We start from the raw sequence: 14,684 nt of genomic DNA on the forward strand, positions 1-14,684 counted from the left end.
CAAAATCATGTCTGAATCTATGACCGAAACCCATCCTTTGCATCCTTTCCTACCCTCAAATGCTCGATTACTGATGCTGGGCAGTTTTCCACCACCTCAAAATAAATGGAAAATGCGATTTTATTATCCCAATTTTCAAAACGACATGTGGCGGATTATGGGAATCTGCTTTTTTAATGATAAAAACCATTTTTTAGACCTGAATAATAAAAAGTTTTTTCAACAGCAAATTGAAGAGTTTCTGACTGAAAAAGGCATTGCCATTTTTGATGCAGCTTGTGAGGTGATTCGACTGAAAGGCAATGCCTCAGATCAATTTTTACAGGTGGTTCAGGCAACAGACTTGTCAGCTTTACTTAACAAAATTCCTGCATGTCATAGCATTATGACCACAGGTGACAAAGCCACAGATACACTCATGACCAATTTCCCAAAAGATACGCCTAAACCGCAGTTTACTGCACCAAGCCAAGTGGATTTCCTTGACCGTTCACTCAACTTATATCGGCTTCCTTCCAGCTCGCGGGCATATCCTTTAGCTTTAGAGAAAAAAGCAGAAATTTATGCGGATTTCTTTAAAAATATTAGTTTGCTTTAAATGCTATAACCATAAAAAACCACAATATACAGGCGCATATTGTGGTCATTTCACTTCAGTGAATAGACTTAGTGAACGGCTTGAATTTTTTCTAGGAACTGTTTGGCGCGTTCATGACGTACATGCAAATTCCCAAAAAACTCAGAAGTTGCACAGTCTTCCAGAATCTGACCTTGATCCATAAAAATCAGACGATTGGATACTTTTTTCGCAAAACCCATTTCATGAGTGACACACATCATGGTCATGCCTTCATTGGCAAGCTGTACCATTACATCAAGTACTTCACCTACCATTTCAGGGTCAAGTGCCGAAGTTGGTTCATCGAACAACATACAAATCGGATCCATGCACAAACCACGGGCAATCGCCACACGCTGCTGCTGACCACCTGAAAGCTGCCCCGGAAATTTATCTTTATGTGCCAACAACCCCACACGTTCAAGGTATTGAGTCGCTTTGGCACGCGCATCAGTCATATTTCGCTTGAGCACTTTGACTTGGGCAATAGTTAAATTTTCAAGCACAGTCATATGCGGAAATAATTCAAAGTGCTGAAATACCATACCGACGCGTGAACGGAATTTGGCAAGGTTAGTTTTTGGGTCTTTGAGTGAAACTCCATCTACAATAATGTCGCCCTTCTGAAATGGCTCAAGCGCATTCACCGTTTTAATTAAGGTTGATTTTCCTGAACCTGAAGGGCCACAGACTACCACCACATCCCCTTTTTTAATTGTGGTTGTACAGTCCATTAAAACCTGGAAATCACCATACCATTTAGAGATATGTTGAATGTCGATCATAGGCATTTTGCGATCTCCTAAAATTAGCGAATAATGGCGATTTTTTCTTGTAAGCGTTTGACGAGTTTAGATAAAAAGAATGATGTACAGAAATACACTACTGCCACAACCAAATAAAAAGTCGCTTTGGTTTCTGATCCATAAGTGTTGGCAAGTGTGTCGGCATTTCCCAGTAAATCAGGTGCGCTAATCACATAAACCAGTGACACGTCTTGGAACAAGACAATGGTTTGCGTGAGCAGTACAGGAATCATGTTGCGAAACGCTTGTGGTAGCACCACATAACGCATGGACTGCCCATAAGTAAAGCCGAGCGCATAACCTGCAAATACTTGACCTTTAGAGACTGACTGAATTCCTGAACGCACAATTTCCGAAAAAAAGGCAGCTTCAAAGACAGCAAAAGTAATGACGCTGGCAAATAGTGGCCCATAATAAGTATCTGACTGAAAATCAAAAACTTTAGGTAATAAAAAATAAAATATGAAAATCACCTGAATCAGGGGAATACCGCGAAAGCAGTCAACATATAATTTAGAAAAATTGCGCGCCAGTCCATTATTGGACAGGCGCATCATGGCCAGTGGTGTACCAATCATGATACCGCCAACCATCGCCAGCAATGTAACCATTAGCGTAAAACCAAAACCTTTGAGCAAAGCCTGCGTAACATCAGCATGTTGTAATAAGCTAAAATCCATCTTACTTACCCCCTGAACCTAAGCCTGGTACTGACATACGTTTCTCAATCCATGCCATAAATGCTTTAATGGTATAAGTAATAATGAGATAAACAGGTGTTGATAAAACCAGAATCACAATGTCCTGAGACGTTTCTTCACGCATGGTTTTGGTATAGGCAAAGAAATTCAGCACGCTTAAAGCGTATAGAACAGCTGAGTTCTTAAAAATATTCATGGACTCAGAAGTAATCGTTGGCCACACAATACGATATGCCACAGGTAAAATCACATAGCGATAGCTTTGAGCTGTAGTAAAACCTAGTGCAGATGCTGCAAATTTTTGCCCACGTGGCACAGTAAGAATCCCTGCACGAATTTGTTCAGAGACACGCGCCGCAGTGTATAAACCTAAAGCCATGACCCCAATACTGGCAGGGTTATAGTTAAGTAAGTTTTTCCACCAGCCACCTGCAACCATTTCACCACTACCAGCACTTAAGCTTTGAGGTAAAAATTCGGGAAATACAAATGCCCAGAAAAAAAGCTGAACAATTAATGGGATATTACGAAAAATTTCAACGTATAGATTCCCAATCGCGGCAAGCGGTTTATTGGGTAGTGTTCTTATAACACCAAGTAATGAACCTAAAAAAAATGCAATCACAAATGAAAGTAAGGCTGTCCACAGCATAGTCATTACGCCATTGCCAAGCATTTGTAGCCACGTTGGCGCTTCAGCAAATTGCGAATAGCTTGTGCCACCAATATGTTGGCAGATTGTTTCAGCCCATTGCGCTTTGTTTACACCATATTCATTTGATGCTGAACAAAAAGTTGTCCAATTTAATGAGCCAAGAGACATACATTCCCCTTATAAAAACTATAACCTGGTCACTCCGCTCTCCCTAGCATCGTGACCAGTGCATCCTATTATTGCGGTTTAAATTCCAGCATCAGTCGGACGAGCTTTTAATTTTTTGAGTGATGTACTTGATGCCATATTTAAATTGACATTTTTAGGCGGAATTGGTGACTGGAACCATTTTTTATACAGCTTATCCATCTGACCTGATTTCCACATGCCCATGACGACATGGTCAGTCACTGCTTTAAATTTTGCATCACCTTTTGGCAACATAATACCGTATGGTTCAGAAGACAAAACAGGGCCTACAATGGCAAATGATTTAGGATTTGAAGACTTAGCAATCAAACCTGCTAGAATATTGTCATCCATTACAAATGCTGCAGCACGACCTGATGCAAGCATTGCAAAAGAGTCAGCATGGTCTTTACCATAAACATTTTGTACGCTGACAGCCTGCCCTTTCTCATTCATTTTAATGTATTTATCAGACGTTGTGCCTTGTGTGGTCACAATCGCTTTACCACTCAGGTCTCCAATCCGTTTAATATTTGAACCTGCTTTAACTGCCATGCGAACTTCTGTTGCGTAGTAGTTGGTTGAAAAACTAACCTGTTGCTGACGTTGTAAAGAGTTGGTGGTTGTACCACACTCCATATCAATATTTCCTGCCAGTAACTCAGGAATTCGGGTTGAAGATGTGACTGCCTTATATTCCACCTTAAGGTTTGGCATTTTGAGTTCTTTTTTAATTTCATTGGCAACGTTGTTGCAAATATCGATGGCATAACCCACAGGTTTACCAGCCACTACATAAGAAATCGGATCTGAGGATTCACGATGGCCAATGACGATTTTCCCTGTAGCTTTAATTTTAGCTAAAGTATCTGCGGCTTGAACTTGACTTGCACCCCCCATCATACAAAGCATTAAAGTTGAGGTAAGCACTGCTTTTGAAGAACGTTTCATTATTCACTCCTGTGATTAATTGTTTGTTTTAGCTATTTTTTATCCTGATCCTAGGACTTGGCTAAATACCTGCTTATCCCAAGCAAATATCAAGCCAATCATTTAGTAATATTTTAATTCAAATTACTAATCGTATTTTTATACCCAATTTGGTGCACAGAGTGAATTAAAATGTTGCCATATCAGACTTTAGTCTAATATTTTATATATTAAGAACTTTTTCTTATTTTAAATAATCATTTAATTTTAGACACAAGCTATAGGGTACAAGTATTTCACCTATACCCTATTTGAAAGAGTTGATTTAGATTGCAGATAAAGCCTGCATTGCTTGCTCAAAGACATGTTGAGCCGATTGTGTTGCATCTAAACGAATCATACGTTCTGGATTTTTCCGATGCAAAATCTGATAGCCTTCACGCACACGCGTAAAAAACTCCAGTTTTTCTTGTTCAAAGCGGTCAAGCTCACCACGTGCACGCGCACGTGACATACCTAACTCAATCGGAGCATCTAACCAAAAGGTGATGTTTGGCATTGAACTCACAAAGTTCTGGTTTAACAGTTCAAGTTTAGCCGCATCTAGCCCACGCCCCATGACCTGATACGCAAAACTGGCATCGCAAAAACGATCACTCAAGACAATTTTACCTTGAGTTAATGCAGGCAAAATCACTTGACTCAAATGCTGGCTGCGTGCTGCATAAATCAGCAGTAACTCAGTGTCAGGGCACATTCTCTCATCATGATTTACAGCAAGTAATAAGTCCCGAATTCTTTCAGCAAGTGGTGTTCCACCTGGTTCACGAGTCAGCACCACTTCTCGTCCAAGCTGTTCAAAATGCGCATGTATTTTTTGAATCAGGGTGCTTTTACCAACGCCTTCTGTACCTTCAAAACTAATAAACATTATGGCGTTGCTCCACTTTTCTTTTCTCTTAAAACTGTCAGATATTGCTGTACTGCTTGGTTATGCTCTGCCAGAGTTGCACTAAATTTATGCCCGCCATTGCCTGTTGCGACAAAATAGACATTATCAGAATGGTCGGGATGCATGGCTGCTTCAATGGCTTTTTTGCTCGGAAGTGCAATCGGGCTTGGCGGCAAGCCTGCCATGGTATAGGTGTTGTATGCGGTTGGCGTACGTAAATCGTCTTTGGTGAGTTTACCTGTGTATTTATCACCCATTCCATAAATCACTGTTGGGTCGGTTTGCAAACGCATTCCTTGTTGCAAACGGCGGATAAACACACCTGCGACTTGATTTAACTCGCTGTTCAGGCTGGTTTCTTTTTCAATAATGGATGCCATGGTCAAGGCTTCATATTTATTTTTATATGGTAAATTCGGATCGCGATTTGCCCATGCAGCATCTAAGTTTTCCATTTGATGCTGATACAAATCCAGCAAAATTTTCTTGTCCGTTTCACCCTTGTTATAAAAATAGGTATTTGGTGCAAACAGCCCTTCAAGATTGGAATATGGAATGCCAAGTGCCTGAACCATTTGATCTTGTGGCAAATTAACCACTGTTTTTTCAATCAATGGATCTTTGCGTAATTTATCAATCAACTGCTGAAAGGTTGTACCGTCAATTACCAAAATACGGCTCATTTGCGCATTGTCAGCATTGGACATCATGCTTAAAACCTGACGCACACTCATGCCACGTTTGACTTCATACACCCCTGCTTTGAGCGTGTCATGAATCATCAGTTTTTGATAAATTTTGAGTACCCACGGGAAATGAACTTTATGCTGTCTGGCAAGTCGATCAATCAAGCGCGAGTAATTATCTCCCGCATTGATCGAAACAAATTGCTTCTCACCCTGAACAGGGTAGGCACGCCAAAGACTTGATGAAAATACCAACAACATAATGACACATGCTGTCACAACGCATGCCGCAATAAATTTTGTTGTTTTGAAAAAAGGCGTTTGCTTTTTTCTTGATTTTTTAGATTTCAGATTTGCCATAGCTTATTGGATTTGATCAAGTTGAAGGTCTTTAAACAACTGAATTGCATGAGATGTGCTTAAATTGGTGTTCATTAAATGCTGGGCTATCTGCATAGGATGCAAGGCATTACAAAAAAATAATGCTTCAACACGATGCAAATCAGCTTGAAATAGCTCAATGGCATGGCATTCAATTCCTGCATGTTGCATACGTTGCAAAATTTCTGCCCGCATTACACCATGCACGCCATTATACTCAAGATCAGGCGTCACCCACTGATTATTCATCAGAATAAAACAATTGCTGCTGATTCCTTCAACAATTCGCCCCTGAATATCTAAAACCAGTGCTTCATCAAGTTGTTTTTCGACCGCTTCTTTCTTTAAAAGTACCTGTTCTAAACGGTTTAGGGTTTTTAGACCACAAAGCTGCGGCATGGTTAAACCGATACGCTGATCCAGCACACCAACTTGTGATACATAGCTAAAACCACAATCTGCCACCTTGGTTAGTGGATAATAAAATACATATACATCGGCAGGATGATCGGGCAAAGCGTAGCCACGCTGCCCTTCTCCACGGCTGATGATGATTTTCAGTGTGCCATTCAGCTCAGTTTCTATACATCTTAACTGCTTCAAAGTCTGATCAATCAACGATAAATCGACTTGCAATCCCATACGCTGGCAGCACTCTTGTAAACGCTGTAAATGTCTGTCCCACAATTGAATTTTATTTTGCAAAATTTTTGCCGTGGTAAAGCAGCCATCCCCATAATGAAAAGCTCGGTCTAGCAAGGAAATTTGTGGCTGTGCCAGTGCATTTTTAAAGCATTGCATGGGGTTTATCCGCTAGGCAATTGATTTTGTAGCTTAGTTTAAAAACTTCTATCTAAATTCTATTTCTCTTTTCTTCATATCAAATTCTATTTTTATTATTTTTTTAGATTTTAATCTCATCGTATGCTTCTTTTCATGAAAGATGCACCCAATATGAAGGAAAAGAAAATGCAACGAAATCAATTAAAAGTCGGATTACTCGCAGCGCTACTGTCATTTTCATCTATGAGCTTTGCTGCAAAAGACTTTCTAAACGTTTCTTATGACCCAACACGCGAATTGTATGTCGATATTAACAAGCAGTTTGGTACATACTGGAAAAAACATACTGGCGAAGATGTGAATTTCCGTCAATCTCATGGCGGTTCAGGTAAACAAGCCCGTGCTGTGATCGATGGCTTAAATGCCGATGTCGTGACCTTGGCACTTGCCGCAGATATCGACGTAATTGCAGACAAAGCCAAGCTGTTACCACCAGACTGGCAAAAGAAACTACCGCAAAACTCAACACCATACACATCAACAATTGTGTTCTTGGTTCGTAAAGGCAACCCAAAACACATTAAAGACTGGAATGACCTCGTTAAACCAGGCGTCGATATTATTACGCCAAACCCAAAAACTTCAGGTGGCGCACGCTGGAACTACCTTTCAGCTTGGGCTTGGGCAAAACATCAACCAGGTGGCAACGACAAAACCGCACGTGAGTTTGTTGCCAAAATTTATCAGCACACCAAAGTGTTAGATTCGGGTGCGCGTGGTGCAACCACAACATTTGCTGAACGCGGGATTGGTGATGTGCTGTTGGCTTGGGAAAATGAAGCACATTTAGCAGTACGTGAGCAACCGGGTAAATTTGAAATTATCACACCCTCATTGTCAATTTTGACTGAACCACCTGTCGCCATTGTTGAAAAAAATGCACAGAAAAAAGGCAACCTTTCTTTAGCAAAAGGTTATCTGAACTTCCTTTACTCACCTGCGGGGCAAAACATTATTGCACGTAATTTCTACCGTCCACGCGACCCAGCGGTGCTGAAAAAATACAGCACTGTCTTTAAGCCACTCAAACTGGTGACGATTGATCGTGAATTTGGCGGCTGGAAAAAAGTTCAGAAAGAACACTTTGAAAATGGCGGGGTATTTGACCAAATCGTTCAAAGCAACAACGCCAAGAAATAATCTGTTCAGCAACACGGGAGTAAGCGCATGATTCATCATTTAATCGTACCGGGTGTCGGTGGAAGTGACGAACAGCACTGGCAGTCTTGGCTACAACGCCAGTTGCCAAACAGCTCCCGTGTGCAACAAAACTGGCAACAACCGATTTTGCAACAATGGGTTGAACAATGGGTGGCACATGTAGACAGCATCCATGAACCGATTCAAGTCATTGCACATAGTTTCGGTTGCCTGACCAGTTTGGCTGCCTTAGCACAGCACCCTGAATTACAGGAAAAAATCAACAATCTGATTTTAGTTGCACCTGCTAACCCTGCACGGTTTAGTGAAACAGGTTTTGCCCAACCGGGACAAAACACTTACCTCAACTATTTTGAACAGCTTCAACTTGAAATCTCAAGCCTGATGCTGATTAGTGAAAATGACCCTTGGCTGGCATTTGATGATGCACTGCATCTGGCAGAGGTATGGAAATTTCCGTATCTCAATATGGGTCAGGTCGGACATATCAATGTGGCATCGGGTTTTGGCGCTTTTCCACAAATTCTGCCATTTATTGAGCAGCCTTATTTCTCTCCCTGTTCGCGAATGCCCTGTTTGAGTAAGGCTTTACCGCATTAATTCCGCAATTTATGTCTGATCTGAGTTTGTTTGTGGTGATCCATCATCACCATTGAGGTATTCCATGTTACAAGGTAAACGGGTGCTCCCCGGTTTTGGACTCTCTTTGGGTTTTACCCTACTGTATCTATCAATTATTGTACTCGTGCCATTATCTGCCATATTTATTAAATCTTTAGGCATTGGCTGGAGTGGTTTTTGGGAGATTATCAGCTCTGCACGTATTTTAAAGGCGTTGCAACTGAGTTTTACCACCGCACTTGCCGCAGCATTGATCAATGTATTTTTTGGCTTATTGCTGGCGTGGTGTTTGGTTCGTTATCAATTTTTTGGCAAACGCGTGGTCGATGCTTTAATTGATTTACCTTTTGCGTTACCAACTGCGGTTGCAGGGATTGCCCTAACCTCTTTATATGCATCTACAGGTTGGATCGGTCAATATTTAGAACCGTTAGGAATTAAAGTTGCCTACACCCCGCTTGGCATTACCCTTGCGCTGGTATTTATTGGTTTACCTTTTGTGGTGCGTACAGTTCAGCCTGTACTGAGTGATCTGGAAACCGAACTTGAAGAAGCGGCTTCAGCACTTGGTGCAAACCGCTGGCAAACCATTCGCCATGTGATTTTTCCCATCGTTCTCCCTGCCATCTTTACAGGTTTTGCTTTGGCATTTGCACGTGGTGTAGGTGAATACGGCTCTGTTATTTTTATCGCAGGGAACCAACCATTTAAAACCGAAATTGCGCCACTCATGATCATCTCTCGCTTAGAAGAATACGATTATGCGGCAGCCACCACGATTGCTGTCATCATGCTTCTGATTTCCTTCGCGATTTTATTCCTGATTAATATTTTACAAGCATGGGCAACACGTCGTACAGGGAGAGTGACTTCATGAGTACGTTAAGCAATAGCCAAAACTATGCAATACAACTGCAAAAACGTGATGCAACGCGTGAACCAAAATGGGTACGTTACCTGTTACTGAGCATTGCCCTGATCAGCTTTTTAGGTTTACTGATTTTACCGCTGATCTTGGTGTTTGTAGAAGCATTTCACCAAGGGGTTAATGTTTACCTGCAAGCTTTGATTGATCCAGATACTTTGTCTGCGGCAAAGCTAACTTTACTCACTGCCGTAGTTGCTGTACCGATTAATGTGGTGTTTGGTGTCGCTGCGGCTTGGACAGTAGCCAAGTTCCAGTTTAAAGGCAAAATTATTTTAACCACCATTATTGATATGCCATTTTCAGTATCTCCTGTGATTGCAGGTCTGATGCTGGTGCTGATTTTTGGAACACAAGGTTGGGCGGGTGAATGGCTACAAGAGCATGACATCAAGATTTTATATGCTGTTCCTGCCATTATTTTAGCCACGGTATTTATTACTGTACCCTTTGTTGCCCGTGAATTAATTCCGCTGATGCAAGCACAAGGCAATGAAGAGGAAGAAGCCGCGATTTTACTCGGCGCATCGGGATGGCAGACATTCTGGAAAATTACCCTGCCGAATATTAAATGGGGTTTGCTCTATGGTGTGATTCTGTGTAATGCACGGGCAATGGGTGAGTTTGGTGCGGTGTCTGTGGTGTCAGGACATATTCGTGGTGAAACTAATACCCTGCCGCTGCATGTCGAAATTCTCTACAACGAATACAGCTATAGCGCAGCCTTTGCCGTGGCATCGTTACTGGCATTTCTTGCGATTATTACCCTGATTATTAAAACATGGGTGGAAGTACGTCAAGAAGAACTCAATGCCCAGTTAAACAAATCGAATTAATTTTGGAGTGCCCTCATGAGTATTCAAGTTAAAAATATTGAAAAAAACTTTGGTGCATTTCATGCGCTAAACAATATCAGCCTCGACTTTCCTGAAGGTCAATTGGTTGCTCTGCTTGGCCCATCAGGTTGCGGGAAAACCACCTTATTACGGATTATTGCAGGGTTAGAAAGCGCCGACTCGGGTCAGGTCATTTTAGAGGGGCAAGATGCCACAAATACCCATGTACGTGAGCGTCAAGTCGGTTTTGTATTTCAGCACTATGCCCTGTTTCGTCATATGAGCGTGTTTGACAATGTTGCTTTTGGTTTACGTGTACGTCCACGTGCCACACGTCCATCGGAAAGCGAGATTAAACAACGCGTTAATGCTCTGCTCGACTTGGTACAACTTGGCTTTTTAGCAGACCGCTATCCTGCACAGCTTTCAGGCGGTCAGCGTCAGCGCATTGCTTTAGCACGCGCACTGGCTGTTGAACCACGAGTGTTACTGCTCGATGAACCTTTTGGTGCGCTCGATGCTAAAGTACGTAAAGAGCTGCGCCGCTGGTTACGCCATTTGCATGATGAACTACACATTACTTCGATTTTTGTGACCCATGATCAGGAAGAAGCCTTGGAAGTGGCAGATCAAATCGTGGTCATGAATAAAGGTAATATCGAACAAATTGGCTCACCACGCGAAGTTTATGAAAAACCTGCAACACCGTTTGTGTTTGATTTCTTGGGACATGCCAACCGTTTTGAAGGTGAACATCAGCAAGGTACTCTCATTCTGGGTGAAGATCGGTTACATTTAGCTTCGCACCATCCTCAAGGCTCACTGATTGCCTTTGCTCGTCCACACGAACTGAGTGTCTATCAACAACCTATAGACAATGCCATTCAAGCAACTTTTGTACGTGAAGTTTGGGTTGCAGGTAAAGTTTTTCTTGAGTTACAAGATCGACAAGGCAAGATTATTGAAGCAGTATTAACGGCAGAGCAAGCGAAGCTACAAAACTTTCAACCCAATCAATCTGTTTGGGTGAAAATCAATCATTTACATTTATTTGAACATCATGCGGCATAACAATTTGCCCAATTTAAGATTTTTTAGTGGTTAGCAATTATGAATTTTCAACAATTACGCATTATTCGCGAAACGGTACGTCAAGATTTTAACTTGACGGAAGCCTCTGCAGCACTGTACACCTCCCAGTCAGGTGTCAGTAAACACATTAAGGACTTAGAAGACGAGCTTGGCGTACAACTTTTTATTCGTAAAGGTAAACGCTTGCTTGGGCTAACTGAACCAGGTCAGTCTTTACTGGGTATTGTAGAACGCATGCTGATTGATGCAGACAATATTAAACGCCTTGCCGATGACTTTAACAAAGTCGATGAAGGTACGTTGACCATTGCTACCACACACACGCAGGCACGTTATGTACTACCGCCGATTGTGAATTTGTTTAAGCAGGCCTTCCCTAAAGTTCACCTGATTTTACAACAAGCCAGCCCTGCGGAAATTGCCAATATGCTGCTACAAGGCGAAGCGGATATTGGCATTGCAACCGAATCGCTGATCGTTGAAGATAATCTAGCAAGCGTGCCTTACTATAACTGGCAGCACAGCCTGATTACACCATTTGACCATCCTTTGACTCAGCTTAAAGAAATCACACTACAAGATGTCGCTCAGTATCCTGTGATTACTTATCATGGCGGTTTTACAGGACGTTCTAAAATTGACCAAGCGTTTGATGCTGCTCAGGTCGATGTTGATATCGTTATGTCAGCTCTCGATGCTGATGTCATCAAAACCTATGTAGAACTCGGCATGGGCGTGGGAATTATTAACGATGTAGCATATGACAGCGAACGCGATTACCGCTTAAAACAAATTAAAACCGATCTATTTGGTTTAAACACCACATGGATTGCTGTTCGCAAAGGGCATTTGCTCCGTGGTTATGGTTATGAATTTATTTCGTTATGCTCGCCCGATGCGGACATTCAAGCACTCAAAAAAGTTGCTTATCCTGACTATTAATTATTAATAAATTCCATTTTTTACATGCCGAATCTCCAACTTTTTTTTGGAGTTCGGCTTGCATCTCATCTTCACGTATAATAAAAACAAGAGACGATAAAAATGGATACCCATGCTATGACAGCCTACAAAATTCACGTCATTGATGTAAAAAATGATTTAAAAAATTATATCTGGCTGATTGAGCATACACCTTCGCATGAAGCGGTCATTATTGACCCGACTTCAGCACAACTGGTACTTGATTACTGCGCACAGCAGCAACTTAAACCAAGTCAAATCTGGCTCACACACTGGCACAAAGATCATATTGGTGGTGTTCCTGCACTACTTACAGCACATGCGATTCCAGTATATGGACCACGTGCCGAACTCAGTAAAATTCCAATGCTAAGCGTTCCCCTCGATCAGCATAGCCAAGTGAAATTTCACGACCTTGAAGTAGAAATTATTGAGGTCCCAGGACACACCCTCGGGCATATTGTGTATTACATTGAAAACCTCGATGCCGCCTTTGTCGGAGACACTTTGTTTGCCATGGGCTGTGGTCGTGTGTTTGAAGGGAGTTACGAGCAAATGTTTCATTCGTTACAACGACTGGCTGCATTACCTTCCCAAACTCAGGTCTACTGCACTCACGAATATACACTTGCCAATGCCAAATTTGCGCTCAGCGTAGAACCAGACAATGTTGCCTTGCAGCAACGTGCTGATCATGTAGAGCATTTACGCTATTTAGACAAGATTACGTTACCAAGCAGCATAGAGCAGGAACTTGCCACCAATCCATTCCTAAGGGTATCTTCTGCTGAAGATTTTCAGCGCTTACGAGAACTCAAAGACAATTTTTAAATCAGTTTAATGCAACCGAAGTTTGCTGAAAGTTTTTACTCAACATATTGAAAATAAAAAAATCATGATAATCGAGTCTTACTTTTTTGACTGGTATGTCTGAATGAACTTTCAGATCCACTTGCATCCTCAAAATCTATTTTGAGGATGCTCATTACCAACTCAGCTAACTACCATCATTTTTTCATGTATTGAAATCTTGACCTCAAACATGCAACTGGCATTGCTGCATATCCAATGATGCCTACACATTTAATATTTAACTCTGATTAATGTAATAAATTTTTACATAATTTACATGCCGAATTTTAGTCAAAATCATGCGACTAAAAAACCAACCAACAAAATGTAACGCACTGATATTTTTAGTATTGATTAAAAATATCAGTTGCAAAAATATTAAAAAAACTCACACATTTGCACTCAAATCGTTCTTTATTTTAGCAACTCGGATCTTTTTTTGCAGATCGTCAAAATAATTTATAAATCTCCCCTTTAAAAAAGCTGAAGACAGCCTTATAAATAATTAAAATTGTTTGTTGTTTTTGTTTTGAGGATTTAGCCATGAAAAAAGTTGTTAAAGCAAAGAATTTGATTGCCTTTCGTATTTGGTTAGAAAAATTAGGGTATTCAGTAAAGAACTTGGCAGATGGTAAAGGTTTTACCTTTAGCTTTAAAAAAGAATATGGTTTGGTGACGTATGATTTATCAGGCAATGCTTTAGCAATGCAATTGGGTGAGGAATTTGAAGATCACCTTAAAGCATAACTATTTTACGTTCTACAATGATTGGCTAAAATAATATAAGAGAGGAAAAGGATTTCTCGCAAAAAGGGCTCATCGTTGGGCTCTTTTTTATGCGCATAAAAAAGCAAGATATTTTATCTCACCTCTTTGAATATGGTGGGGGCGAAGAGACTCGAACTCTTACACTTTGCGGCGCTGGAACCTAAATCCAGTGCGTCTACCAATTTCGCCACGCCCCCATCTGGGTACATCAATTTTTTTGGCAGAGGATCAAGGACTCGAACCTTGACGAACGGTTTTGGAGACCGTCATGCTACCATTACATCAATCCTCTACATCTGCCTTTTCAGGCACAAAAAAAGCAAGAAATATCTTGCTTTTTTAAATATGGTGGGGGCGAAGAGACTCGAACTCTTACACCTTGCGGCGCTGGAACCTAAATCCAGTGCGTCTACCAATTTCGCCACGCCCCCATTTGGGTACATCAAATTTTGGCAGAGGATCAAGGACTCGAACCTTGACGAACGGTTTTGGAGACCGTCATGCTACCATTACACCAATCCTCTATAGACTTTGCTTTCGCATTGTCAATCTAAAACCACTTAAAGTTTTAGATGGTGGGGGCGAAGAGACTCGAACTCTTACACCTTGCGGCGCTGGAACCTAAATCCAGTGCGTCTACCAATTTCGCCACGCCCCCGATGGATGTGTATATTATAGATGAGCTTAGACGATGACAAGCCTTT

At 41.4% G+C, this 14,684-nt stretch carries 16 protein-coding genes and 5 tRNA genes; 9 read left to right on the top strand and 12 right to left on the bottom strand.

The genetic code is table 11. The features are described 5' to 3' along the window. Positions 1-7: 7 nt before the first annotated feature. Complete coding sequence (locus tag E0H77_RS03020; RefSeq protein WP_131374893.1) at positions 8-598, top strand: uracil-DNA glycosylase family protein; 591 nt, start codon at positions 8-10, stop codon at positions 596-598. Positions 599-666: 68 nt separating this feature from the next. Here E0H77_RS03020 and E0H77_RS03025 read toward each other — a convergent pair whose 3' ends face one another. From E0H77_RS03025 to pabC, 7 genes are all read right to left on the bottom strand, one after another. After that, positions 667-1,410: an amino acid ABC transporter ATP-binding protein gene (locus E0H77_RS03025; protein ID WP_131374895.1), complete on the bottom strand. Its 744-nt coding sequence runs from the start codon at positions 1,408-1,410 to the stop codon at positions 667-669. A gap of 17 nt (positions 1,411-1,427) precedes the next feature. Then, positions 1,428-2,105, bottom strand: a complete 678-nt coding sequence (locus E0H77_RS03030) for an amino acid ABC transporter permease (RefSeq protein WP_131374897.1) — start codon at positions 2,103-2,105, stop codon at positions 1,428-1,430. A 1-nt stretch (position 2,106) separates the two neighbouring features. After that, entirely contained in the window at positions 2,107-2,949 is an 843-nt protein-coding gene (locus E0H77_RS03035; protein WP_131374899.1) for an amino acid ABC transporter permease, read from the bottom strand. A gap of 78 nt (positions 2,950-3,027) precedes the next feature. After that, positions 3,028-3,921, bottom strand: a complete 894-nt coding sequence (locus E0H77_RS03040) for an amino acid ABC transporter substrate-binding protein (RefSeq protein ID WP_131374901.1) — start codon at positions 3,919-3,921, stop codon at positions 3,028-3,030. Between the two features lie 304 nt (positions 3,922-4,225). Continuing rightward, the gene (tmk, locus tag E0H77_RS03045; protein WP_131374903.1) at positions 4,226-4,831 is read right to left on the bottom strand and encodes a dTMP kinase; all 606 of its coding nucleotides are present in this window, start codon (positions 4,829-4,831) and stop codon (positions 4,226-4,228) included. Next, positions 4,831-5,898, bottom strand: coding sequence for an endolytic transglycosylase MltG (gene mltG, locus E0H77_RS03050; RefSeq protein ID WP_131374905.1), 1,068 nt, complete (start codon positions 5,896-5,898; stop codon positions 4,831-4,833). Before mltG ends, tmk begins: the two co-directional genes overlap by 1 nt. Before the next feature lie 3 nt (positions 5,899-5,901). Then, entirely contained in the window at positions 5,902-6,720 is an 819-nt protein-coding gene (gene pabC, locus E0H77_RS03055) for an aminodeoxychorismate lyase (protein ID WP_131374907.1), read from the bottom strand. Positions 6,721-6,888: 168 nt separating this feature from the next. Here pabC and E0H77_RS03060 point away from each other — a divergent pair, with 168 nt between their 5' ends. From E0H77_RS03060 to E0H77_RS03095, 8 genes are all read left to right on the top strand, one after another. Further along, positions 6,889-7,902, top strand: a complete 1,014-nt coding sequence (locus E0H77_RS03060; protein ID WP_131374910.1) for a sulfate ABC transporter substrate-binding protein — start codon at positions 6,889-6,891, stop codon at positions 7,900-7,902. Positions 7,903-7,929: 27 nt separating this feature from the next. Continuing rightward, positions 7,930-8,523: an RBBP9/YdeN family alpha/beta hydrolase gene (locus E0H77_RS03065; RefSeq protein ID WP_131374912.1), complete on the top strand. Its 594-nt coding sequence runs from the start codon at positions 7,930-7,932 to the stop codon at positions 8,521-8,523. A 64-nt stretch (positions 8,524-8,587) separates the two neighbouring features. After that, entirely contained in the window at positions 8,588-9,421 is an 834-nt protein-coding gene (cysT, locus tag E0H77_RS03070; RefSeq protein ID WP_131374914.1) for a sulfate ABC transporter permease subunit CysT, read from the top strand. After that, positions 9,418-10,305, top strand: a complete 888-nt coding sequence (gene cysW, locus E0H77_RS03075) for a sulfate ABC transporter permease subunit CysW (protein WP_131374916.1) — start codon at positions 9,418-9,420, stop codon at positions 10,303-10,305. The genes cysT and cysW overlap by 4 nt, the downstream gene beginning before the upstream one ends. Before the next feature lie 15 nt (positions 10,306-10,320). After that, a complete protein-coding gene (locus E0H77_RS03080; RefSeq protein ID WP_131374918.1) occupies positions 10,321-11,376 on the top strand; it encodes a sulfate/molybdate ABC transporter ATP-binding protein in 1,056 nt (351 codons plus the stop codon). Between the two features lie 39 nt (positions 11,377-11,415). After that, entirely contained in the window at positions 11,416-12,339 is a 924-nt protein-coding gene (locus E0H77_RS03085; protein WP_131313227.1) for a CysB family HTH-type transcriptional regulator, read from the top strand. A 117-nt stretch (positions 12,340-12,456) separates the two neighbouring features. Next, positions 12,457-13,191: a hydroxyacylglutathione hydrolase gene (gene gloB / locus E0H77_RS03090; RefSeq protein ID WP_131375485.1), complete on the top strand. Its 735-nt coding sequence runs from the start codon at positions 12,457-12,459 to the stop codon at positions 13,189-13,191. A 564-nt stretch (positions 13,192-13,755) separates the two neighbouring features. Next, the gene (locus E0H77_RS03095) at positions 13,756-13,959 is read left to right on the top strand and encodes a hypothetical protein (RefSeq protein ID WP_004751698.1); all 204 of its coding nucleotides are present in this window, start codon (positions 13,756-13,758) and stop codon (positions 13,957-13,959) included. A 133-nt stretch (positions 13,960-14,092) separates the two neighbouring features. On the opposite strand, the gene E0H77_RS03100 is transcribed toward E0H77_RS03095, so the two are convergent. From E0H77_RS03100 to E0H77_RS03120, 5 genes are all read right to left on the bottom strand, one after another. Continuing rightward, a tRNA-Leu gene (locus tag E0H77_RS03100) sits at positions 14,093-14,177 on the bottom strand. A 21-nt stretch (positions 14,178-14,198) separates the two neighbouring features. After that, positions 14,199-14,272: transfer RNA gene (locus tag E0H77_RS03105), tRNA-Trp, on the bottom strand. A 54-nt stretch (positions 14,273-14,326) separates the two neighbouring features. Beyond that, positions 14,327-14,411: transfer RNA gene (locus tag E0H77_RS03110), tRNA-Leu, on the bottom strand. 19 nt (positions 14,412-14,430) lie between these two features. After that, a tRNA-Trp gene (locus E0H77_RS03115) sits at positions 14,431-14,504 on the bottom strand. A gap of 49 nt (positions 14,505-14,553) precedes the next feature. Next, positions 14,554-14,638 (bottom strand) — tRNA-Leu (locus tag E0H77_RS03120). Positions 14,639-14,684: the final 46 nt, after the last annotated feature.

Origin of the sequence: Acinetobacter brisouioides (genome assembly GCF_004331075.1) — a bacterium.
Classification (GTDB): domain Bacteria; phylum Pseudomonadota; class Gammaproteobacteria; order Pseudomonadales; family Moraxellaceae; genus Acinetobacter.